The sequence below is a fragment of the Desulfovibrio sp. UIB00 genome (assembly GCF_022508225.1).
Lineage (GTDB): Bacteria > Desulfobacterota > Desulfovibrionia > Desulfovibrionales > Desulfovibrionaceae > Desulfovibrio.
This window is the reverse complement of sequence record NZ_JAETXJ010000004.1, coordinates 231,627-254,564: the sequence shown is the minus strand read 5'-3', so window position 1 is coordinate 254,564 and position 22,938 is coordinate 231,627. Positions and strand designations below refer to the sequence as shown.

Genomic DNA, 22,938 nt, shown 5'->3' with positions numbered 1-22,938 from the left:
GCGTTACCGAAGGACGGTGCAAAGCAGCGTGCTGGAAAATTATTTCATAGCAGATAGTTTATGGCGTATTAGTCTAACATTGTTGAAGATTTAAGCTGGAAAGATTGTTTTGGCTAATGCTCGTGGGGTTCGTTGCCCAGCGGGTGAGCATGCATATGGGCGTGGGCAAAGGAGGGGGCGCAGGCGTTTAGCCGATTGTTGGCTATGGTGAGGTACTGGGTGGATGTTTGCGCCAGAAAATCCCAGTCATGGGAAATGGTTATACGCGCTGTGCTCAGGCTGCCCAGAATGTCGATGATGCGCTGGCGGGCATCGTTGTCGAGACCGTTGGTGGGTTCGTCGAGCAGTAGCGCCTCGGGCTTCATGGCCATCACTGAAGCCAGGGATACGAGCTTTTTTTCGCCGCCGGAAAGCCGGTGGGTAAGGCGGTTTTCAAAACCTGCCAGGCCGAGATCGCGCAGGGTGTCCAGGGCGCAATCTCTTGCCTCGTCGGCTGAAAAGCCGAGATTCAGCGGGCCAAAGGCCACGTCCTCCAGCACGGTGGGGAAAAAGAGCTGGTCTTCCGCGTGTTGCAGCACAAAGCCCACCTTGCAGCGCAGATTGTAGAAATCTTTTTCTTCCTTGAGGGGGGTGCCGTGGAACAGCACCTGACCTGCCTGTGGCCGTGCCAGCCCCGTGATGCAGCGAAAAAGCGTTGTTTTGCCGCTTCCGTTGGGTCCATAGAGGCCGATACGCTGACCGGGATGCAGTGAAAAATCCACATCGCACAGCACTGTGCGCGGCGAGCTGCCCTGCCCGTAAGCAAAGCAGATGCCCTCGAGGCAGAAAATGGCTGCATCGTGATGGTGGTCAGACATTGAGGCCTCCCAGGCATTCAACCGCGATTATCCCCGCCATGCACAGCAGCAGGCCCAGTGCGAAAATACAGTCGCCCCTTTGGGCGTGGAATACCGTCACCGATCTGAAATGGCCGGAAAATCCCCGCAAGACCATAGCCTCGCGCACGCGCAGCGAGCGTTCGTAGCTGCGCACCAGCAACAGACCCAACAGGGATGCCATGGTACGGTAGGTATGCATGTTGGTACGCGGACGAAAACCGCGCAACCGTGCCGCCACCAGCAAGGTGTGCCATTCCTGGGCGATAACGTGAACGTATCTGGCTGTGAAAAGAAAGAGAAAAACGAGCTTGGCCGGGCAGTGCAGCCGCTCCAGCGCATGACCGGCGGTGGGGGCGTTCATGGTGGCGACAAGCGCCAGAAAAATGCAGGCAATGGCATTGGACTTGATGCTTACCAGCAGCGCAAGGCGTACGCCTTCGGCGCTCACTGTGAGCATTCCCCATTGCGCCAGCGGGGTTCCCGGCGTGGTCAGGGGCGTGACGCACCACAGAAAAACAATGAAGATATTGATGGCACCGAGGCGTTGCAGCAGCGCGCGGGCAGGCGGATTGGCCGCCGCCAAGAGCGCCAGACCCAACGCAAGGGCCATGCCGCAGGCGGTCAGGCTGTGCAGCAGTGATATGCATACCGCAAGCCCCCCCGCGAAGGCCATGCGAACGCGGGGGTCAATACGCTGTATGAGCGATGGGCGGACAAAGGGCTGGTCAAACACTCCCAGCCATTACCCCCGACGTCCCTTGAAGTAAAGGGCAATGCCCGCCAGACCCACCAGCCAGCCGATGCCGCCGAAAATTTCAGAAAAGCCGGGGCGGGACACGCGCATTTCGGCAAGTTCCCGGCGGATGGGCCCAAGCTTTACATCCAGCGCCGCGTTGACAATGGTTTGCAGCTCCCCGGAGCTGACGCCGGCAGCGCTTGGGGTGGGTGCAGCCGCGCCTTTTGCTCCGGGGGTTGCCGTGGATACTGCGTGTGTAACCGGAGATGTTTTTTCGGCAGCAGGAGCCGCCGCGTCCTTTGCTTCGGAGGCGCTGGCGGGAATGGCTGGCGTCTGAACTGCCGCCAGTTCGGCGGCGTCCATCATCCATTCATTCTGATGGCCTTCGCCAGCCTTGACGACAATGCGCAGGCCGTGGGCCTTGCCCTCAGCGGGAACAGGAAAACGGTACACGCCCTGATCATCGGTGCGGCCTTCCTGTAGCTTTGCGCCAGTGGCAGCATCGTACACCACCACCTGTCCCTGCTTGACCTTGTTGCCGCCGTTAAAGCCGCATTCCGCAACAACCTGGTCCCCTTCTGTCCATGCAAAAATATTGACCCGGTGGGCCAGAGCCGCATGGGGTAATGCCAGCGTGAAGAGCAAAAACAGTGTGGACAACAGTGTGGGCAGTATGGGGGAGAATGCCTTGCGCGAACAAATGGAAAGCATGGAGACTCCTTATGGCCTCAGGCCGCGCTCAGGCGCAGCATTTCAGGGCGCACCCTGGCGATAAATCCCACGGTCAGCATGGTGATAAGCCCTTCGGCCAACATGATGGGCAGATGCGCCAAAAACAGTAGCCGCGCAGCAGTGGCAAAGCCTTCATCACTGGAGGCCAGAGCCACCGCCGTCAGCAGGCCCGCGCCCAAAACGCCCAGCGCACCGCCGCAGAAAGCGGCAATTTTTTGCCCTGCTGGTGTGGGCCACGCACGGCACAGGCCGCGAAACACATAACCCGCCACGACGGCTGAAAATCCCATGGTGAAGGTGTTGACCCCCAATACCACAAGGCCGCCAAACTGGAACAGTAGCGCCTGAAGCGCCAGAGCCGCCAGGATGGCCGGAAAGGCCGCCCACCCGAGTATCACGCCCAGAAGGCCGTTGAGAATAAGGTGCGCGCTGGTAATGCCGATGGGCACATGGATAAGCGAACCCACAAAAAAAGTCGCGGCCAGAATGGCCACGGTCATGAGCCGGTCATAATCGAGTTTTTTCAGGCCCAGAGCCGTTCCGGCGGCGGTAAGGGCGTAACCCGTGGCAAGCACGGCAGGGGAAAGAACGCCTTCGGCAATATGCATGATCAATCCTTTGTTGGGCCTTTGCTTGCCCTTTGCCCGGCTTCACCTTGCAAGGCCGCATGCGCAGAGGCCGAACCGGAAGGGGCAATTTCCGGCCCGGCCTGCCGCAGCCATGTTTGGCGCAGTATTACTTGGTCTTGGGTGCGGCAAAATTCACCCACATCACAGCGCCCAGTTCCACTTCCTTGGCTTCACCCTTGTATTCCATTTTTTCGGCGGAGGTGTTCAGGGCCGCAAAACCCCACCATCCCGCCCAGGGAATACCATAGCTGAAGACGCCGTTTTCATCGGTCTTGACTACCTGGGTGACATAAAAATCGTTGGGAGCGGTGTGCGCCTTGCCCTTGTTGTAGCACTCCACTTCCACGTCAGCTCCGGCAACGGGCTTGCCGTCAAGCAAAACGCGGCCACGGAATACATTGCCTGTATAATTGGCAAAGGGGCGGGTAAGGGGCACGATTTCCGTTTTCAGGCCAAGGGGGGCATCCCAGCCTTCTTCTTCGCCAAAGGCGGCTACCACGGTCTTGGTGTAATGTACGATGAACTTGTCTTCCGCAGGTTCAAAATAGGGGGCGGGCTCAACGGCAAACTGGTACACGCCAGGTTTTTTGATCCCGTAGGTTGTTTGCCATGCCTTGTGGCCCAGCACCGTGGCGGGCTTGAGCGTTGCCTTGATGTCTTCTGTTTTTCCGTCATGGGTGACGGTAGCCGCCGCAGGCGCGGCCATATCCATACCCTGCATCTCCATGGGGTGCACAAAGGAAATCTCCAACTGCACGTTGGCGTCCTTCTTGTCTGCAACCGTGGGGGTGGAGGGGATGACCATGCCGAAATGGGCCTGGGCCTGGGTTCCCCACATGAGCAGCAGAGCAAGGCTGGCGCAGCAAATTTTCCACATAGAAAGTTCCTGTTGGTTGAGGTGGAGGGGGTTGCCGCCATGGCATGACGTAGCTGGATGTTTAGTAACAAAAAAAATAAATTTGTAGCAAGATGTTTTTGCCGGGCAGGCTCGGCATTCTTGCGCTTCATCCACAAGCTGCGTACTATGTGAGATGGAAAACTGCTGGTGCAGACCGTTGGCCTCGCTCATTCAGGGCAGAGTTTTTTTGGAATTGCCCTGAAGATTGTGCGGGCAGACGCAGCAAAAAAGCGCAGGCGCAGTATGATTGCGCGTGCGCCATGGGCTGCGGCGCAGAATGTTGAACCTGTGTATGTTCAGCTGCATTGCTCTAATTTGTTTTCCTGGGCGCGTACAACTTCCCCCCGTGGCGTTCAGAATGCCCGCAGAGTGGCGGGCGCAAGCGCTGCGTGCCGTATTTGTCCATATGGCATCCAGTGTAAAAGGTATTTCAGCATCGGGAGAAAGCATGAAGCGTTGCGTTGCTATCCAACATGTGGCTTTTGAAAATCTGGGTGTGTTTGTGCAGCCGCTTGAAGAAGCGGGCTTTGCGATCAGCTATGTACAGGCCGGGGTTGTGCCCCTGGAGCCGGAACTGTGGAAGGATGCCGACCTTGCCGTGGTGCTGGGCGGCCCCATTGGCGTGTATCAGGAAGATGTGTATCCCTTCCTTGCCGATGAAAAAGTGCTTGTGGCAAGCCGTCTTGCTTCGGGCCGACCTCTGCTGGGCATCTGCCTTGGCGCGCAGCTTATGGCCAGCGCCCTTGATGCCGACGTATACCCCGGAACCGCCAAGGAGATTGGCTGGGGCCAGGTTGAACTCACCCCGGCGGGATTGAGCGGCCCTCTGGCTGAGCTTGCGGGCGCGCCTGTGCTGCACTGGCATGGCGATACGTTTGATCTGCCCCGGGGCAGCGATCTGCTTGCCTCAACGGCTATCACCCCGCATCAGGCCTTCCGGCCCGGGCCGGGGCAGCTCGGTTTGCAGTTTCACGCAGAAATGGACGCGGCCCTGATGGAAACATGGCTTGTGGGCCATTGCTGCGAACTTGGCGTGAACGGCTTTGACCCCCGCGCCATACGTGAAGACGCCCAGAGGCTCGGCGCTCAGGCACGGGCTGCAGGGCTGGCCTTTATGCGCCGCTGGTTGATGGAAGAGGTGCGCTAGAGTAAGTCTGCACATCATTCTGAATCACTGGTCGGTACAGGAGCGTTCAGATGACCAATCCTGTCGTAAACATCACCATACCTGTTTTTAACAGGTATCATCTTACGCAGAAGACACTGTTGGCCCTGCGCAAAACAGCGCCCGGCATTCCATTTGCGGTTACAGTGGTGGATAACGGCAGCGAGCAAGCCCTGCGTGATCGTCTGGTGGAGCTGCACAAAGACGGGATCATCGACAATCTTTTTTTGCTGCCGCGCAATATGGGCATATCCTGCGCCTGCAACATCGGCTGGCGCGCTGTGGACGCCCCTTATTACATGAAGCTCGACAACGATATGGCGGCCCTAACGCCCAACTGGCTGGAGAATCTTTTCAGGCTGTGGGCGCACGGTGATCCTGTTTCTACACTGGGGCCGACGTTCATAGCGCATGACATGGTGAAAAATCCCGGCACGATCACCAGTGAAGACGGCAGACTTGGCATTTGCACATCCACGCTCATGGGGAGCGCCATTATCATCCCCAAAAGTGTTTCAGACATATTGGGCTACTGGAGCGAGGATTACGGTCTGTACGGCGCAGATGACGGGGATTACGGCTCACGCGTAAACTGTGCCGGATTGACGCAATACTATTATGACGCCAATGATTTTTTTGTAAACGGCGGCAAATACGACAATTCGGAATACGAAGATACAGACCTGAATAAAGGCAAGGAACATGCCCGGCTTTTCAAGGATGAATCCGGCGGCATGGGATTGTTTTTGGTGAATTACTATCTGTACAACATGTGCGTTCGCAACTGGAAGGTACCGCTGCGCTACCGCATCAAGGATGTGGATGGCTATAACGTGGTGCTGGAGGAAGATCCCGCCTATGCGCCCATTCAACAGGCCTTGAGCCGCAGTAAGGATCTGCTGGACAATCTGGTTGCGGCAGGCCGCAATAACGACATGTATTCAGATGCCGTGGTGGATCGTCTGAAAAGAATCTGGAAAGGCTGCGGGCAGGAATGCACTCCTTTGTGAATGCACTTTGGGGGCGTCAGTAACTAACATCAGGGGCTGTCAGCAATGCCGACAGCCCCTGATGTTTTATCAAGCCTTAAAATTGACCGAGAGAATTTGCCTATTTAGGCAGTAAACTGGCGTATTCCGCACTTTTTACGTACCTTTTGATAAAAGCCAGGCCAAGCTTGCGGTCGCCGGTGATGGTCGTGACCATAAAAATATCGCCAGACGCCGCTACCCAGGATTGGCAAGGGGTCTGCTGCTGGGTGAAGGCAAAGGTGTATTGTCCGTTTTTTTCCACCGGGGGCTTGAGCGCCTTGAACTGGTTGGCGAACATTTCGGCAACAGTTTTGGTATCCGCGCCGCCGGTGGGGCCGGTCACAAAACCCACCGTAGAATTGCCCGAAGCATTTGAAAAAATAACGGTGGTAGTTCCCTGATTTTCTGTGGGAGCCATAACGGCCTTCCAGTTGTCGGGAAGGTCAACGGAAATATACTTTGTACTCACCTCATCTGCCAGCACGGGCGTGGCCAGGAGCATGACAAAAAGAAGAACCGCAATTTTTCTGAACATGAAAAGTCTCCTGCTTGAGAGCGCACAGTTAACGGCGGGCGGCTTGCCCAGAGGGGGTAGGCTGTCCCGGTCGCAGAGCATTACAATGGATCAGCCAGTTGTATGCAATGGCCCCTGAAAAGACAATGCCTTTTACTCGAAGCTGCAAGCTAAAAAGGCCCCGCCGCGTATTGTGGCAGGGCCTTTGAAACCGAGCTGTGGTTCCGGGTGCGCTGTGCGCGCCCTGCACCGGGTGGGCTTAGCCCAGTGCCTGTGCAATGTCTTCAATAATGTCATCCACGTGTTCAATGCCAATGGAGAGCCTGACCGTGTTGGGCCGGATGCCCGTTTCGGCAAGCTCTGTGGCAGTGAGCTGAGAATGCGTAGTGGAGGCGGGGTGAATGACCAGCGATTTTGCATCCGCCACATTGGCCAGCAGGGAGAAGACCTGCAACCTGTCGATGAATGCCCTGGCTTCGGCCGCGCCGCCCTTGACCTCAAAGGTAAAGATGGAGCCGCCCCCCTTGGGGAAATAGCGCTGATACAAGGCATGGCTGGGGCTGCTGGCAAGGCACGGATGGTTGACCCGCTCAACCTTGGGATGCTTGGCCAGATATTCCACCACTGCCAGCGCATTGCTGACGTGGCGCTCAACCCGCAGCGAAAGGGTTTCCAGCCCTTGAAGCAGGATAAAGGCGTTGAAGGGCGAAAGCGTAGCGCCAAGATCGCGCAGCAGTATGGCCCGGACGCGCACCGCAAAGGCCGCCGCGCCCACTGCCTTGGTAAAGCTCAGGCCGTGGTAGCTCGGTTCCGGCTCGCACAGCCGGGGGAACTTGCCCGAGGCCTCCCAGTCAAATTTGCCGCCGTCCACAATCACACCGCCAAGGGTTGTGCCGTGACCGCCAATAAACTTGGTTGCCGAATGCACAACAACGTCCGCCCCGTGTTCGATGGGGCGCAGCAGCCAAGGAGTGGCAAAGGTATTGTCCACCACCAGGGGGATGCCGTTTTTGTGGGCCAGATCCGCCAGCGCTTCAATATCCACAATATTGCTGTGCGGGTTGCCCAGGGTTTCAATAAAAATGGCCTTGGTGCGGGGTGTGATGGCGCGCTCAAAAGCGCCGGGTTCATCGGGGTCCACAAAGGTGGTGTCTATGCCCCAGGCCTTGAGCGTGTGCGCCAGCAGATTGTAGGTGCCGCCGTAGAGGGTCTTTTCGGCCACAATGTGGTCGCCAGCTTCAGCCAGATTTTGCAGGGCATAGGTAACGGCTGCTGCGCCGCTGGCCGTGGCCAGGGCCGCAACGCCTCCTTCAAGTGCTGCAACTCGCTGTTCAAAGGCGTCCTGCGTGGGATTGGTCAGGCGGCTGTAAATGTTGCCGGCATTGCTGAGGTTAAAGCGCGCCTCAGCGTGCGCACAGTCGTCAAAAACAAAGGATGTTGTCTGATAGATCGGTACTGCGCGCGCACCGGTCGCCGGATCCGGCTGTTCCTGCCCGGCATGAACTTGCAGGGTTTCAAAACGTGGTTTCCTTTTTTCGCTCATTTCAGTCCCCTGATTCTTTTGCAGTTTGTATTATCCTAGTCGACAAATCATTTCTTAGTAAATTGGTAAGAAATGATTGGCCCAGATATTCGGGCTTGTCAAGCAAGTCCTGCCGGGAAATCTTGCGTGCGTGGCGCGTCAGTCTTGCGCCGTGCAGGCTGGGAGATTAGGATGCTCAACGGCACGTCCCAAGCCTTTGCGGGCGGGGTGTGCATCAAGCAAAACGGAGGCCGCATGAAGGCGGAAATAATATCGGTCGGCACAGAACTCCTGCTGGGCCATACGGTCAATACGGATGCGACACATGTGGCGCGGGAGCTTTCCGCACTGGGGATGGATCTTTTGCAGGTGCATACCGTGGGCGACAATCCGCAACGGCTCGAGAAAGCTCTGCGCGAGGCGCTGGAACGCGCGGAGGTGGTCATCACCACCGGCGGCCTAGGCCCAACGGAAGACGATCTGACCAAGGAAACTGTAGCTCTGGTGGCCGAAGCGCCGCTTGAGGAACATGCGGACAGCATGGCGCGGCTGCGGGAATATTTTGGCACGCGCCCCATGTCGGCCAATCAGGCCAAGCAGGCCATGTTGCCGCGCGGATCCGTGGCTTTTCCCAATCTGGCGGGTACCGCCCCCGGCTGCGCCACGCCTGCGGGCGAGGGGCGCTGGGTGCTCATGCTGCCTGGGCCGCCATCCGAACTGCTGCCCATGCTGCACGACAGCGCCGTGCCCTTTTTGCGGAGCATGAGCGGGTCGGTCATTTCATCGTTCATGGTAAAGACCTTTGGCATAGGCGAGGGCGTGGCTGCCTTGCGCATTGCGGGGCTGACTGGCGGGGCCAATCCCACGGCGGCAACTTATGCGGGCGATGCGGAAATGTTCGTGCGGGTAACAGCCAAGGCGCAGGATGCCGCCGCTGCCGAGGCTCTGGCTGCCCCCATGGTGGCGGAGGTGCGCAAGCTGCTGGGGCACTTTGTGTACGGCGTGAATGTTGCGGGGCTGGAGGCAGTGGCTGTGCAGGAGCTGGCGCGTCAGGGCAAAACCCTTGCCACTGCGGAATCCTGCACCGGTGGCCTGCTTGCCAAGCGCATCACTGACCAGCCCGGTGCATCGGATGTTTTTGGTTACGGCATGGTAACCTATGCCAACGAAGCCAAGGAACGGCTGCTCGGCGTGCCGCACGATATGCTGTGCGCGCACGGGGCTGTCAGCCCGGAGGTGGCGCGGGCCATGGCCCAGGGCGTGCGCGAGCACAGCGGCGCTGATTACGGCATTGGCATCACCGGCGTGGCTGGCCCTGGCGGCGGTACCCCGCAAAAGCCTGTGGGTCTTGTATATATTGCCCTGAGCGATGCGGAGCATGTCTGGCTGCGCGTCATGCGCCCGCAGGGACGTTATCTGGGCCGCGAATGGACGCGCCGCCTTGCCTCAAGCCATGCGCTGGACATGCTGCGCCGCCGTCTTGCCGATCTGCCGGTGGAAGATCAGTGGAGTCTGGGTCAGGCCTAGTTTTTTGGCTGCCGAAGTTTTGAATCCCCGGCGGATGTGGTCTGAGAGGCCGTTTCCGCCGGGGGTTTCTTTATTGGGAGGGGGCCGTCTGGGGTCAGGCGGGCTGATTTTTCCCCGAGCAGGTGATGCCGAATTCCACAGGGATTTTCATGTAGAATATCTGCAGATTTTCCTGCTCAATGCGGGCAAAAAGCTGCTCGCTGTGTTCCGGGCTCACGGCCATGGTCACTTCCATGGGCTGCTCGCCCACATCAAAAAAGCGTGCGCTGTGGTATTTGCCGTCGCGCCCGTAGCCGCCTTGCGCTGCGGCAAAGGTCGCGCCCTCAACGCCAATGGCCTTTGCTTCCTTGAGCAGCCATTCCGCAATGCTCATGTGCCCGTGCGAGCGCCCCTGCTGCGTATAAAATGTCAGTCTGTAGCCGTTCATGGCCTGCTCCTAACGAAAGAGGGATTTGAGAAGCGAAACTGCGCCAAGGCCCATGAAAAAACAGATCAGCGAGCCGCAGACGTGCAGGGCTATGGCCCCGGCGGCCATGCCTATGCGTTGTTCCTGCAGCAGGGTGCCGATCTCTGCCGTGAAGGTGGAAAAGGTGGTGAGGCCGCCCAGAAAACCAGTGATGACAAGCAGCCGCCATTCGGGGGCCAGACCGGGCAGCGAGTTGAACACGCCCAGCGAAAGCCCGATGCCGAACCCGCCGAGGAAATTGGCGGCCACCGTACCAAGCGGGATAGCCGGAAAGATGGAATTGAGCAGCATTGAAAGCACCCAGCGAAGGCAGGCCCCGGCCCCGGCCCCCAATGTGATGACAAGAACGTTTTTGACCATGCGTCAATCCGTTATGCGGTGCAAGTACGGCTGGTAAAGGCCCACGCTGCCCGCTTTTTCATGCTTGCCGATGGCAGCGGTAATGCCCCGGCGTTGAATAAAAAAAGCAACCGCGCTTTGGCGCGGTCGCAAAATAGTCTACCAACGCCCTGGCCCTGGTAGGAGTTATCAGCAAATGCGGTTCAAGGGGAACTCCATCCCCTGGGTAATTTCTACATCTGCCGGGGCCGCAAGTAAACCCGTTTTTGCCGCCGGAGTAGTGCATTCCCTGCCATGTCAGCCCTGCCTTTTATCCCGGCTGCACAGGCGGTAATAAAACAGCAGCACGTACAGGGGGGCCAGATAGGCGGCGGCCATGATCGCCTCTGTGGCGCTGAAAAATTCCATGCAGACAATCATCACCAGCACATTGTTGATAACGCCGAACGAAATCTGAAAGGCCATGCCCACCTGCCTGCTCATGCGGCGGGCCAGGGGGATGGCGGCAAGCGTCATGATGAGGCAGAGCAGGGAGGCTGCGCCCAGCGATTTGAGCAGCAGGTCGGGCGATTGCCGCAGCAGATCGCCGTAGTGGCTGAAAATGGCAATGTTGGAAATCACGATGGACACGGTTATGAGCGGGAACTGCCAGCGTAAAAGCAGGTTGCGGAGCCCGTCAAGGTGAATGCGCGTAATATGCGCGGCGGCAAAGGGCACAAGAATGGTCACGCAGAGCGACAGGCTCATGTGCCCCAGTTCCAGGTGCGCAGGCATGTTGAGCGGCTCAAGGCCCAGCAGGCGTAGCGCGGCATCGGTAGCGGAAAGCACGGCGGGCAGGCTTGCGGGCAGCAGCAGGGACGTGGCGATGTTGGCCACAAGAATAAGCGCCGTATTGGCCCCCACCATGAGCGAAAAAACAGCGGCCATGACCCCCACGGGCGCTGCGCCAAGCAGAAAGGCCCCCAGCGCAAACTGGGGCATGAGCAGGCGGAAAACCGCAAGGCACAGCAGCGGCAACACCGCAAGCCGCAAGGCTACCAGAAAACAGAGCGTGCCCTTCATGTGGCGTGTTTCGCGCATCAGGGCTTCCATGCCCACAGCCAGAAAACTCATATAAAGCATGAAAATGAGAATAAGGCGCGGCATTGCGGCAAGTGGCTCTGCCGCCTGGGGCAGAAAAACGCCCGCCGCCATGGAAAGCAGCGAAGAAAGGACCATGATAAGGTCGCGGGAATTCATAAGGCCTCAACTTTTTCGCCACACTGCCCAACATGCCCGCCCTTGGCAAGTCCCAAGGGCGGGCATGTTACGGCATGTTCAGACTCTCTCAGGCATGGCCCGCGCGGGGGCAGCCTGCGCCCATGCAGCAATCAGTTTGTCTGGCGGATCAGTCGGTCAGGCGGCAAGGCTGTCAGCGGGCTGAATTTTTTGATGTATGCCGCCAGCACGTCCACATCCACCGGGTCGGGGGCTTCCACGGGCGATCCCTTGGCAAGCATGGCGTAGCCATCGCCCCGGCGTTCCAGATAATCCACAAGAACCACCCGGTAGCGGGCGGCAGGGTCAAGGGCGTGCGCGGTTCCGTCCGCGTCCAGCAGTTCTGCGCGCACAATGCGTTTGCCGGAGGGCAGGGCGGGATTATACACGTAGCGCAGGCCCGCCGTGTGCAAGACGGGGGAGCCAACGCCCTTGTTGTCGGCCACGCCGTGTTCCAGAGCGGCCAGCAGTTGTTCTCCTGTGAAATCGCGGATGATGACCTTGTTGCCAAAGGGCAGCACGGCCAGCATGTCGCCAAGGTTCAGCGCGCCTTGCCGCAGGGGAGCGCGTAGGCCTCCGCCGTTGATAATGGCGGCCTGCGCTCCATAGGCGCGGCCATAATCCAGCATGGAGTCTGTGGCGATCAGGCCGGAAAGGCATTCACCTATGCGGCACTGATGCAGGCCGTCAGGCGCATTCAGGTTGTTCTGCCCCACGGTAACGGAGGTGAAGGCTTCCAGCTTTTGAGCATACTGGGCGATCTTGGCTTCCACATCCGGGTCGGGCGGAATGGAGGCATCCAGCGGCAGGGCCTCGCCCTGCCAGCGCACAGGGACGCCCTGCGCGTCAAAGGTCACGTCGAGCTGGCCCAGATACTTGGCAAGCGCCCCGGCAGTGACCACCAGAACAGTCTTGCCCGAGGGCGAGTGCTCCACAATGGGGTACGGCCCCTTGGATGATTTGGGGCCAAGGTAGTCGTGGGTGTGCCCGCCCACAATGATATCCACGCCGTCCACCTTGCGGGCCAGTTCCAGATCCTTTGGCAGGCCAAGATGCGTCACGGCTATGATGTGCCGCACTCCCTGCTTTTCCAGCTCAGCCACAGCCATTTTCAGCGTTGTTTCGCTCTTGTAGAACCACGTTTCGGGGCAGGCCGCAGAAAGCGTGCGCACGCTGGGGTTGGCAAGCCCCACAATGCCCACCTTGACCCCGCGCACCTCCTTGATGATCCATGGGCGGAAGGGTGTTCCGCGCAGAGGGCAGCCGGGGCGGGCATCCAGATTGGCGGCCAGCACCGGGTAGGGCTGCGCCCGTACAAATCCGGCTGTGGCCTCGCAGCCATCGTCAAATTCGTGATTGCCCAGCGTCATGGCGTCATAGGGCATCAGGCTGTTGATGTCGGCCAGCATGGGCCATTTGTTGGCGGTAAAAAACAGGGTGCCCTGAAACTGGTCGCCAGCGTCCACGGCCAGCACGTTGTCGTGCTCCGCGCGGGCGCGCTTCATGGCTGTGGCAAGGCGGGCAAAGCCGCCCGTGCAGCCCTCGGATTTCAGGCAGGCGTTGCCGTGGGCATCCCTGCCCGCAAGGTAGGAGTGCAGGTCGTTGGTGTGCAGCAAGAGCAGCTCGAGGCCCGCCTTTTCCTGCGCATGGCAGGGCAGGGAAACCAGCGAAAAGCCTGCAAGCAGGCTGGCCCACAAAAACAGAGCCAGTGCGGAAAAACGGAATCGCAACAGGAATGACGCCATGATATTCCCCCTGATGGAGTGTGCAGCGCGGTTTAAAGCAGTTTGCGAATGAAGTGGCTTAACTGCTCTAGCTGATGGCCGCGCACAGTTCCTGCGTGCTGCGCACCTGAGCGAATACCTGCCCAAGGGCAGCCATGTAGGCTGTTTGCACATGGGAGGCGCTTACTGTTTTGCCATTGTGCGCAAGATCGCGGGTGGCGCAGGCATCGTGGGCAAGATGGCAGGTGAAGCCAAGGTCAAAGGCAGCGCGTGTGGTGGTATCCACGCACATGTGGGTCATCATGCCCGCTATGGCAATGTCCGTGATATTCTGCGCCTGAAGCAGGCCAAGCAGGGTGGTGTCGCGGAAGGAATTGGGAAAGTGTTTTTCCACTACGGCTTCGCCCGAAAGGGGGGCAACGCTGCCATGAATGAGCGCACCTGTGGTGCCGGGCAGAAAAAAAGTGGCAGTGGGCGCAAGAGAAATATGCTGCACATGAAAAACGGGTTTTCCAGCCTTGCGAAAGGCCTTGAGCAGCAGGGCGGCATTATTGGCCGCTGCCTCGCTGCCGCAAAGTTCCATCTTGCCGCCGGGGAAGTAATCGTTCTGAATATCTATGATTATAAGAGCCTGCATGTGAGGTGCCTCATGCGGTTATGCCGCCCGTACAGGTTAGCGCGGAATGCTGATGCATGAATCTGACCGTGCTCAACCGATAGCAGTCCGCGCTCTGCCGGGTCAAGCACAGCTGCCGTGCGCACTTGACGCTGGGCGGCAAATGATGCCAAGTGACAGGAGGAATTTTGCCTCTTGGCGCAGCCATCCTGCCTGCGCATCCCACCTTACCTTCCGCACACGGCGGGCAGCACGACGGAATGTCCATGAATATCGGCGCGTATACGTTTTCGCAATTCCACGGGATCGCAGAGGAGTTTCACGGTTGCGCGGCTCCTGGCCTGCTTATCGGTGGCTATATGGTCGAGCTTGCCAAGGGTATGCTGCCCGAAGGAACCCTTTTTGAAGCACTGGCGGAAACCAGCAAATGCCTGCCGGACGCGGTGCAGCTGCTCAGCCTGTGCAGCACGGGCAACAAACGGTTGCATGTGCGCGACCTGGGGCTTTACGCGGTTTCGCTGTACGACAAAAAAACAGGCCTGGGCGTGCGCGTGAGCATAGACCCGGCAAAACTCTTCGCCTATCCGGAAATCCAGGGCTGGTTCATGAAGGAAAAGCCCAAGCATGCGCAGGATATCGTGGAGTTAGAACGGCAAATTGAAGAAGCCGGGCACAGTATCTGTAAGGTGCAGCGCGTGCAGGTGGACAAGAATTTTCTGGGGCATGGGCACATGGGCACCATCGGCATTTGCCCCCGCTGCGGCGAGGCCTATCCTCTGGATCATGGCCCGCAGTGCCTTGGTTGCCAAGGGCAGGCCCCTTACACAACGCTTGATCCTGAAAGCTGAGGCGAAAGTCGTGTCTGATACTGTAAACAGGGGCAAATCCCCCTTGGTGAGGCGCTGTTCCGCCAGCCAGAGTTTTTTTGCTGCCGCGCGTAAGGGCGGGGCTGCACTTTGTCTGCTTGCATTTGCTCTGGCCCTCTGTTTTTCGCCCCTGCTGAGCGCCGAAGCCTCGGCTGCGCAGGCCGCGCCCGCTAAAACAAATACGGGCAGTGTCGCGCCATCGCTGGATGTCATGATCGGCTCCATGCTCATGCTGGGTTTTCGCGGAGCGGATCTGCCCCAGGGCGATGCCTTTCTTGCCCATGTGCGCGCCGGGCATGTGGGACATATTATCCTGTTTGACCGGGATGTTACCACAGGCGGCGAACGCAATATCATTTCGCCCCAGCAGGTGCGGCGGCTCACAGCCTCGCTGCGGGCCGCGTCCCCCTGTCCCATGTTCATAGCTGTTGACCAGGAGGGCGGACGGGTGCGGCGGCTCAAGCCGCAACGCGGTTTTGCCGATCTGCCTTCCGCCCAGAGCATGGGCGCGGCCAGCCCGGAGAAAACCCGCGCCATTGCCCGGCAACTGGGCGTGGAACTGGCCTCGCTGGGAATTTCTGTTGATCTGGCCCCGGTGGCGGATGTGAACAGCAACCCCGCCAACCCGGCCATTGGCGCGCTGGAGCGCAGCTTCAGCCCCAATCCGGCCCTTGTGGCTGCGCACGCTCTGGCCTTTGGGCAGGGGCTGGCGCAGAGCGGCATCATCCCCGCGCTCAAGCATTTTCCCGGTCAGGGCGGCGCGCAGAAGGATTCGCATCTGGGGCTGACGGATATCACCCGCAGCTGGAATGCCAAGGCCGACCTTGCGCCCTATGCGCAGGCTTTTGCACAGGGCTGGCCCGGTATGGTGATGCTTGGGCATCTGTACCACAAGGGGCTTGATCCGCAGTATCCTGCCACGCTTTCCCGCGCTGTTGTTGCCGACCTGTTGCGCGGGCGCATGGGCTGGCAGGGCGTGATCATCAGCGACGACATGCAGATGAAGGCCATTACCGACCATTACGGCATGGAGCAGGCAATGCTGCTGGCGGTTAACGCCGGGGTGGACATTCTGCTGTTCGGCAATAACTTGTATTGGGACGAAACCCTGCCCAGCAAGGCTTTTGAGACCTTGCGAGGGCTTGTGGAAAGCGGGCGCATTTCGCGCCAGCGGATCATGGAATCATGGCTGCGCATCACTAACCTGTACGCAAGCCGCGCCACTGCCGCCAGGGCCGCCGCCGATGGATCATCGGCGCTCTATCCCTGGACCAGATAAAGCGGCGGAGGTTTTATGGATACTTTGATTCTCCTGCTGGTGTTTGGCGGTATTGCCGCCATATACCTGCTTGCCCTCAAAAAAGGCTGGCTGCCCACAGACCGCCTGAACTGCGGTTGAATTCCCTTTGACAAGCAGCGTGCCCTGCTTGATGACGAAGAACGGCGTTTGCGCAGCAAGGCCAGAAAAGCCGCCCGCAAACAGAGCAAGTAACTGATTGAAATCAAAGCCCCCGATCCATTATGGAACGGGGGCTTTGTTATGGGATTCTCAGAAACTGGTCAGGCAATTCTCTATGGCAGCAACGAGGCCGGGGGCAGCCCGCGCCAAGGCTATTTTTCGCTCTTGTTATGCGCGGCGCGGAAACTGTTGCAGATGATGGCGAGGTCTTCGCGCACAGTCTGAGGCTGATTCCGGTAGCCGGGCATGCCTGTTCCGGGATAGCCCTCAGTAATGATTTTCAGGGCCTGCTCATGGGTCAGGCTGCTGCGCCTAAAATCGGGGGGCGGGGGCTGCATGGCCCGCCCCGAGGGGCTGCCGCTGCCGTTGGCCGCATGGCATTTGGCGCAGGTACCTATCCATACTTCAAGCGAAACAGGGCTGATATCGCGGGGGGGGGGCGGCGTGGCCGCGTACATGCCAAAGCGCTTGCCCATGGCGTCCAGCAGGCTCTCCAGCTTTTCACGGTCGAACATGCGAAAATAAGGCATGCCTGTACCGGGGGTGCCGTCGCGCACCATTTCATACACGTAATCCCGGTCTGTGCGCATGGTGGTCAGGTCTGTGGCGGGGATGCGCAGCCGTGAGGCTTCCGGCCCGTCGCCGCGTCCGGTGAGGCCGTGGCACGGCTCGCAAGCGCCGTCATAGATGGTGTCGCCATTGTCGTACACGGTGCGCAGTTTGACGGCAAAGGCATCCAGAGCCTTCTGGCTGAAGGGGGCCAGTTCCCGAACGCGCTGTTCGCGTTGGGCCGTAGCTTCCGCCTGCCCGGGGGCCAGCGCCTCGTTCTGCATGAGCTGGCGGGCCAGCAGCATGGAGACGAAGATAAGGGGCAGCAAGGCCAGCAAGCGGTAATCGGCGGTTGACGATTCCGGCCTCAGAATCCAGACCGCAGCGCCAAGGGCCAGTGCGCCAAGGCTTATGAACGACAACACCGGAACGGACAGTTGCGGCAAAATGGTTGCCAGCAGGGCCAGCCCTATGACGGCCTGAGCCATCAGAGCGCCAAGCAGCCACTTGCGCAGCAGAGGGGCCTTCTGTTTTTCATTTCTGGCGGAGAAAAACAGGTGAAAAGCCGCGCCAAAGGCCACAGCCGCGCCCATCACGTGCAGGTAGCGCAGCACCCAGTGCGGCATCCACTGCGCATCAAAGCGGAAGCCGCTGGCGGCAAAGTCGGCCCACTCCGCAGGGCGTTCCATGAGGGTCAGCGCCCCGGTAAAGATGGCGGGCACAGTCATGAGGGCCGCAACGCCCACCAGTCCGCAGATGAGGGCCAGCCATGCGCTGGTGCCAATTTTGTGCGCAAAGCCGTCAAACAGCAGAAATGCCGTGATCAGCAGCGGAATAATCGCCAGCCACGCATACGAAAAAAGCCCCGTAACCGTAAAAAAGGCATGCGGATGACTTATCTGCATGAGCAGCAGCGGGCCAACGCCCAGCACCACGGCCAGGCTTTTGAGGCCCATGTGCGAGTGGGCCACGTGCTCGTTCCAGTGCTGATCTGGCGAGGGCTGACGCAGCAGATCACGCAGAAAGAACAGCAGACTCAGGATGGCCGTGCCAAGCATGAGCAGCACGAAGAGCAGATGCAGGCCAAAAGTGATGAAGAGCAACCCCTGCATCCAGCCTTCGGGCAATGGTTTGTTGAGAAACAGGTCTGTCCACTGCTGCATGGCTACTTCTCCCTGGCGGCTTGTTGGGCGCGGCGGGAATAGTTGGAGGAAAGCTGGAACAAATATTCCGTGAGCATGGCGCGTTCCTGCTCCGAACCCACAAAGGGCGTCATGTAGGGGGCCAGCCTCTGCGTAATGCCCAGCATGGCGTTGATGCCGTCTGCCGAGCGTCCCGCAAGGCGTTGATCAATGCCGTTGATGCCGCTTTCCGCGTGGCATACGCCGCAATTGGCCGCAAAAAGCGTTCTGGCGGCCTGGGTTGCCGGGGACAGATTGCCGCTGGTGTTGACCCAGCGCAGCCGGGGCAACAGGGGGGCGTTCTGGGCTGCCAGCGCCTCGCTTTCCACAAGGGTTATCTGGCTGGCGTGCATATAGCCCGGCATCAGGTACGGGCCGCGAATAAATTCGCGCACGCGCTCAAATTCCATGACAAAGCACAGGCTCATGATCAGGGCCGGGAAGCACAGCAAGCGACATGCAAGCCGTGAGCGCGCCATTGCCGCCAGGGCTGTCAGCAGGAGCACAAGCGCGGCAACCGCGTTGACCGCTGGCAGAAAGTCCGGCATTTGCGAGAGGTAGGATGTGGCGACCGAGAATTTCCAGTGCGTGAGGTAGGTTTGCGGCACCCGCATAAAATACACGTAGGTCGCCGCTGCCGTCACAACCAGAGAGAGCAGCAACGCCGTTCCGCAGACCCGTAAGGCTCTGCCGCGTTCCTCTGCAGTGCCCTTGAAGCGCCAGGCAATCCAACTCATGAGCAACAGTATGCCCAGCGCCATGCCGCCGCTGACACGTAAAAAGCACTGCGGCACAAATGTGGGGTTGAAATAGGCCTCGGTAAAGCTTCTGGCCCACGGCCAGCCTTGCGGGGTGAGCATGAAGCCCAGAATGCCGGTGATAAGAACCGCAGAGATAAAGGACGCCCCCACATAGCCCCAGCCAATGGCGGCCAGGGTGCCGGGTTTGCGCGTTATCAGCCGATCCCACTGGTAGTAGTAGCAGAGCAGCAAAATGACTTCGGCGGTGAAGGCGAACCACTCAATAAACCATGGCCAGAAAAACAGGTGGATGAGCGCGCCGATGCCTTCCGGCGCGAGGCTCCCGGTCAGAATCCAGATGCCCACGCCTGTGACCGCGCCCACAGAGGTGGTAATTACCACCAGCGGCCCCAGCAACCGACGGGCAATGTCGGCCCAGAACGCGCCCTTGCCCTTCCATGTGAGGGTTTGAAAGATCACCAGCATGGTCATGAGGCCTATGGCCAGGCCGTGGCTGATATAAACGTGCAGCACCGCATTGAGGGCAATGGTCATGCCGTCGCCCACCACAGGAATATGCAGGATGGGAAAGTTCATGGCCTACTTCCCCTGCGGCGCTTTGGGTGCGTCCGCTGTCGTTGCGGGCTTTGCGGGCGCGTAATGGGGGCGGGGCTGGCCGTCCACATAGGCCGCCACGTCAAGGGCCTGTTCCGGCGTGAGGTTGGCTGCCTCCGGGGGCATGAACCGAAGGGTGAACACGGCAATAGTGTTTATGTCGTGCATGGTGGAGCCGTCAGTGTACGCGCCATTGCCCCAGAGCGGGGGTGAACCGTCGCCCGTATCGCCGTGGCAGGAGGCGCAGTTGTCTGCATACACGCTGGCTCCGCTGGCGGCATCGGGCTTGTGGCTGCTGTCGAGCTTTGCGGGAAGGGTCCACGGCAGCTTGGCATAGACGGGAATATCTTTTGAAATCCAGTGCAGATAGGCAAGCACAGCCTGCATGGTGCGGCTGTCAAGGGCCGGGGGCGCGGCATTGAGGTTGCGCGCAAAGCAATCCTGCACTTTCTGGGCAAGATCTGCGCTGTAGCCGTGGCTTGGCAGAAAACGCGGATAGGTTGCCGCAACGCCCACAAGGGTGATGCTTGCCTTGCTGGTGCCGCCCTCGAGATGACAGGTGGCGCAGGCGAGTTCGTTGCCCACGTGCTCGGGGGCGTACTGCGCCGTATCGTTGATAATATTGTAGCCGAGCATGACGGCTTCTCGGATATCTTCCGGCGCGTCCTGCGGTTTGGGCGGATTGAACTGCGGTTCTGCTGCCGGGCCTGCCTGTAATGTTGCCAGCGCCTGCGGTGCCGGGGTTTGCCGCACGGCTGCCCCGTAATGGAAAAAGGCCAGCGTCCACGCGCCAAATATCAGCAGAATACAGGTGAGCGTCAGGGCGTAAAGCAGAGTGCGGTTGTTCATGGCGGCTCCGGTTAGAGCATTTTCACGTTGAAGTACTTGCGTGACGATAGATTGTCTTCGTCATGCAGGCACTTCGCAGTGCGGATTTTTACAAAAATCCATGCAGAACAGACAAACATGCTTAATGTTGGTCTGCTCCTGCGGTGACGGTGACAGAAACAGGCCAGCTTGAAGCCAAAAAGAGGGCAGACCGGCCACAGGCTGAGGCCGCGAAATTTCAAGATATATTGTAATGGGTATCAGAACTTCCCGCTATGTCAACAAGGCGGGACAAGCGTTTTTTTATATCCAACTGAAATCTGAGGCCAAATTGGCATGGGGCAACGGGTTAGGGAGGGGGGCTGGCAGTGTCTAGGCAGGCAGGGACTGACCGCGTGATTCCAGCACGTCCTTGATGTCTATGCCCATACGCTGCATGCGCGAGAGCAGGGTTGTACGCTTGAGGCCCAGCATGGCGGCCACCCCGCGCGAACCCGCCATCACGCCATTACAGGCCAGAATTGCTGCCACAATGCGGTCGCGCTCGCTGAGGGTTTCGCCGGGCTGGTGGTGGGCATCCGTATACACGGGCCGGCTGGGCTGCGCGGGCGCGGGCGGCGCGCTGGCCTCCTGCTTGCGCTGGGAAATGGCCGCAACTGGGGCTGGAACCTCCAGCGGGCAGATATTCAGGCTAGGGCCGCTGGAAAGAATGACCGCGCGTTCGATGACGTTGGCAAGCTCGCGCACGTTGCCGGGCCAGGGCTGGTCGCAAAGCCAGCGCAGAGCTGCGGAAGGAATATTGGTTATGTTTTTCTTCATCTGCCGCGCCATCTGCTGCGTAAAATGCTTTGCCAGCAGGGGGATATCTTCGCGGCGTTCGCGCAGTGGCGGAATGGCGATGGGAAAGACATTGAGCCGGTAGAACAGATCATCCCTGAACGTTCCGTCGAGCACCATTTCCTGCAAGTTGCGGTTGGTGGCGGCCACGAGGCGCACATCCACGGAAATGACCTTGTGCCCGCCCAGGCGTTCAATCTCGCGCGATTGCAGCACACGCAGAAGTTTAGGCTGCAATTCCAGCGGGATGTCGCCAACTTCGTCCAGCATCAGCGTACTGCCCTGAGCCAGTTCAAAGCGCCCCTTGCGTTGCGCGCCAGCACCGGTAAAGGCCCCTTTTTCGTGCCCGAAAAGTTCGCTTTCCATAAGCCCCGCAGGCACTGCGGCGCAGTTCATCTTGACCATGCGCTTGGATTTGCGCGGGCTGCGGTTGTGGATGGCCTGGGCAAAAAGCTCCTTGCCGGTGCCGGTTTCGCCCAGCAGCAGCACGGTGCTGTCGCTGGCGGCCACCATGTCCACCTGTTGCAAAACGCGCATGATGGCATCGCTCTGTCCAATGATGACGCCCATGTCCGACTGATTTTGTATCTGTTCAGAAAGATACAGGTTTTCTTGTGCAAGGTCGTTTTTCTGCACAGATATCGTGGTGTAGTCCAGAGCATTGCGCACGGCAATGGCCACGCGCGAGGCGATCTGGGCCAGCAGGCTGACGGATTCATCGGTAAAGACGTCGGGGTGGCGGTGGGCAAGCAGCATGGCCCCGAGGCAGTGCTGGCCGAAATGCAGCGGAAACAGCCCCGCTGCCTGATTGCCGTTGCCAAGAATGAATTCCGAGGCCGGATCTTTGCGCGAAAGTCTGGCTAGATCGCCCTGCCGCGCCAGCAGGGGGGCGTTGATATCGTGGCAGCGCTTGAGCAGGGTGTTGGACAGCGAAAACGTACCCGCTGGCAGCACAGGATTTTCAGTAGACTGCGGCGGGCGGGCGCAGTGGAAGGAAAACGTGTCGTCCGTTTCGTGCAGCAGCAGGGCAAAATCGCGTATGCCGAAGAACCGCCGTATCTCGCCAGCAACCACGGCCACCATGTCGTTCATTTCAAGGGTGCCGATGGCCGTGTTGGTCACATCAACGAGGATGCTGAAGTGGTCGCGTTCGCGGCGCAGGTGTTCGGTTTCCTGCCGCACATTGTCCATGCAGAGGATGGCTGTGATGGCAGCCGTAACCACCCCGGCCAGTACACGGAAAAAAACAAGCGAATCGTCGCTGAACACGCTGCCGTCTGTTTTGACAAAATCCATGGCGCAGTGGCAGCCGCCCTGCGTGGAAATGGGAACAAAAAGGCAGCCGCTGGCATTGCGGTACTGGTCAAGATCAGCAATGGCGGGAAATTCCCGGCGCAGGTGTTCGCCCTCAAAGCAGGCCACCTCGGTCTGGCTCCAGAACTGGCGCAGGCCCTGCTGGGGGGTCAGGTCTTGTTCTGAAACGGCAGAGCGGTCAGCGTGCGCGTCAAGCATGTAGAGCCGCGCCTTTTCCTGCATGGGCGCGGCAATGACAATGTGTATGCGCTGAAAGGCCATGAGTGGATCACAGCAGTTTTTCAGCATGCGCAAAAGGCTGGGAATGTCTTTTTGCAGGGGCAGCACCCGGCTGGCTGCGAGCAGGGCTTCCTGCCAGACAATAGCTGTACTTTTTACCATCTCGGAAGCGCTGGCTGTAAAAAACCCGGCTGGCGGCGTGCGTCCGGGGGGGATTCTGGACGGGATATCCACAACATTTCTCCATACACCATAGGGCAGGATTATAGGACTGTCTACCGAGCTTGCCCGAGGGG

General features: G+C 59.4%; 21 protein-coding genes and 1 riboswitch. Of the genes, 5 read left to right on the top strand and 16 right to left on the bottom strand.

Annotated elements, in window-relative coordinates:
- Positions 1-113: 113 nt before the first annotated feature.
- From JMF94_RS09065 to JMF94_RS09045, 5 genes are all read right to left on the bottom strand, one after another.
- Complete coding sequence (locus JMF94_RS09065; RefSeq protein ID WP_240824780.1) at positions 114-857, bottom strand: ABC transporter ATP-binding protein; 744 nt, start codon at positions 855-857, stop codon at positions 114-116.
- Complete coding sequence (gene cbiQ / locus JMF94_RS09060) at positions 850-1,611, bottom strand: cobalt ECF transporter T component CbiQ (RefSeq protein WP_346770015.1); 762 nt, start codon at positions 1,609-1,611, stop codon at positions 850-852. The genes JMF94_RS09065 and cbiQ overlap by 8 nt, the downstream gene beginning before the upstream one ends.
- 9 nt (positions 1,612-1,620) lie before the next feature.
- Positions 1,621-2,325: a cobalamin biosynthesis protein CbiL gene (locus JMF94_RS09055; RefSeq protein ID WP_240824778.1), complete on the bottom strand. Its 705-nt coding sequence runs from the start codon at positions 2,323-2,325 to the stop codon at positions 1,621-1,623.
- Between the two features lie 17 nt (positions 2,326-2,342).
- Positions 2,343-2,954, bottom strand: coding sequence for a cobalt transporter CbiM (cbiM, locus tag JMF94_RS09050; RefSeq protein WP_192111358.1), 612 nt, complete (start codon positions 2,952-2,954; stop codon positions 2,343-2,345).
- 127 nt (positions 2,955-3,081) lie between these two features.
- Positions 3,082-3,852 carry a DUF4198 domain-containing protein gene (locus JMF94_RS09045; RefSeq protein WP_240824777.1) on the bottom strand — a complete coding sequence of 257 codons (771 nt, stop codon included), beginning with the start codon at positions 3,850-3,852 and terminating at the stop codon, positions 3,082-3,084.
- Positions 3,853-4,321: 469 nt separating this feature from the next.
- Here JMF94_RS09045 and JMF94_RS09040 point away from each other — a divergent pair, with 469 nt between their 5' ends.
- Together JMF94_RS09040 and JMF94_RS09035 are read left to right on the top strand one after the other, a co-directional pair.
- On the top strand, positions 4,322-5,020 hold the full coding sequence (locus JMF94_RS09040; protein ID WP_240824776.1) for a glutamine amidotransferase: 699 nt from the start codon (positions 4,322-4,324) through the stop codon (positions 5,018-5,020).
- Positions 5,021-5,070: 50 nt separating this feature from the next.
- Positions 5,071-6,048 carry a glycosyltransferase gene (locus JMF94_RS09035; RefSeq protein WP_240824775.1) on the top strand — a complete coding sequence of 326 codons (978 nt, stop codon included), beginning with the start codon at positions 5,071-5,073 and terminating at the stop codon, positions 6,046-6,048.
- A gap of 100 nt (positions 6,049-6,148) precedes the next feature.
- On the opposite strand, the gene JMF94_RS09030 is transcribed toward JMF94_RS09035, so the two are convergent.
- Both JMF94_RS09030 and JMF94_RS09025 read right to left on the bottom strand, forming a co-directional pair.
- Positions 6,149-6,604: a hypothetical protein gene (locus JMF94_RS09030; protein ID WP_240824774.1), complete on the bottom strand. Its 456-nt coding sequence runs from the start codon at positions 6,602-6,604 to the stop codon at positions 6,149-6,151.
- Positions 6,605-6,842: 238 nt separating this feature from the next.
- A complete protein-coding gene (locus tag JMF94_RS09025; protein WP_240824773.1) occupies positions 6,843-8,126 on the bottom strand; it encodes an O-acetylhomoserine aminocarboxypropyltransferase/cysteine synthase family protein in 1,284 nt (427 codons plus the stop codon).
- Between the two features lie 234 nt (positions 8,127-8,360).
- On the opposite strand from JMF94_RS09025, the gene JMF94_RS09020 reads away from it, so the two are divergent.
- Complete coding sequence (locus JMF94_RS09020) at positions 8,361-9,632, top strand: competence/damage-inducible protein A (RefSeq protein ID WP_240824772.1); 1,272 nt, start codon at positions 8,361-8,363, stop codon at positions 9,630-9,632.
- 94 nt (positions 9,633-9,726) lie between these two features.
- On the opposite strand, the gene JMF94_RS09015 is transcribed toward JMF94_RS09020, so the two are convergent.
- From JMF94_RS09015 to JMF94_RS08995, 5 genes are all read right to left on the bottom strand, one after another.
- Positions 9,727-10,059, bottom strand: coding sequence for a DUF190 domain-containing protein (locus JMF94_RS09015; protein ID WP_233482686.1), 333 nt, complete (start codon positions 10,057-10,059; stop codon positions 9,727-9,729).
- A 9-nt stretch (positions 10,060-10,068) separates the two neighbouring features.
- A complete protein-coding gene (gene crcB / locus JMF94_RS09010) occupies positions 10,069-10,458 on the bottom strand; it encodes a fluoride efflux transporter CrcB (RefSeq protein WP_240824771.1) in 390 nt (129 codons plus the stop codon).
- Between the two features lie 152 nt (positions 10,459-10,610).
- Positions 10,611-10,669, bottom strand: a riboswitch (Fluoride riboswitch).
- A gap of 65 nt (positions 10,670-10,734) precedes the next feature.
- Entirely contained in the window at positions 10,735-11,676 is a 942-nt protein-coding gene (locus tag JMF94_RS09005; RefSeq protein ID WP_240824770.1) for a symporter, read from the bottom strand.
- Between the two features lie 131 nt (positions 11,677-11,807).
- Entirely contained in the window at positions 11,808-13,439 is a 1,632-nt protein-coding gene (locus tag JMF94_RS09000; protein WP_240824769.1) for a bifunctional metallophosphatase/5'-nucleotidase, read from the bottom strand.
- Between the two features lie 67 nt (positions 13,440-13,506).
- Complete coding sequence (locus JMF94_RS08995) at positions 13,507-14,055, bottom strand: cysteine hydrolase family protein (protein ID WP_240824768.1); 549 nt, start codon at positions 14,053-14,055, stop codon at positions 13,507-13,509.
- Positions 14,056-14,222: 167 nt separating this feature from the next.
- Between JMF94_RS08995 and JMF94_RS08990 the strand changes: the two genes are divergently transcribed.
- Both JMF94_RS08990 and JMF94_RS08985 read left to right on the top strand, forming a co-directional pair.
- On the top strand, positions 14,223-14,882 hold the full coding sequence (locus tag JMF94_RS08990; protein ID WP_240824767.1) for an FmdE family protein: 660 nt from the start codon (positions 14,223-14,225) through the stop codon (positions 14,880-14,882).
- A gap of 10 nt (positions 14,883-14,892) precedes the next feature.
- Positions 14,893-16,179: a glycoside hydrolase family 3 protein gene (locus JMF94_RS08985; protein WP_240824766.1), complete on the top strand. Its 1,287-nt coding sequence runs from the start codon at positions 14,893-14,895 to the stop codon at positions 16,177-16,179.
- 332 nt (positions 16,180-16,511) lie between these two features.
- On the opposite strand, the gene JMF94_RS08980 is transcribed toward JMF94_RS08985, so the two are convergent.
- From JMF94_RS08980 to JMF94_RS08965, 4 genes are all read right to left on the bottom strand, one after another.
- The gene (locus JMF94_RS08980) at positions 16,512-18,071 is read right to left on the bottom strand and encodes a cytochrome c (RefSeq protein WP_240824765.1); all 1,560 of its coding nucleotides are present in this window, start codon (positions 18,069-18,071) and stop codon (positions 16,512-16,514) included.
- A gap of 2 nt (positions 18,072-18,073) precedes the next feature.
- The gene (locus JMF94_RS08975; RefSeq protein WP_240824764.1) at positions 18,074-19,426 is read right to left on the bottom strand and encodes a cytochrome ubiquinol oxidase subunit I; all 1,353 of its coding nucleotides are present in this window, start codon (positions 19,424-19,426) and stop codon (positions 18,074-18,076) included.
- Between the two features lie 3 nt (positions 19,427-19,429).
- Positions 19,430-20,293, bottom strand: a complete 864-nt coding sequence (locus JMF94_RS08970) for a c-type cytochrome (RefSeq protein ID WP_240824763.1) — start codon at positions 20,291-20,293, stop codon at positions 19,430-19,432.
- 351 nt (positions 20,294-20,644) lie between these two features.
- A complete protein-coding gene (locus JMF94_RS08965) occupies positions 20,645-22,804 on the bottom strand; it encodes a sigma 54-interacting transcriptional regulator (RefSeq protein WP_240824762.1) in 2,160 nt (719 codons plus the stop codon).
- Positions 22,805-22,938: the final 134 nt, after the last annotated feature.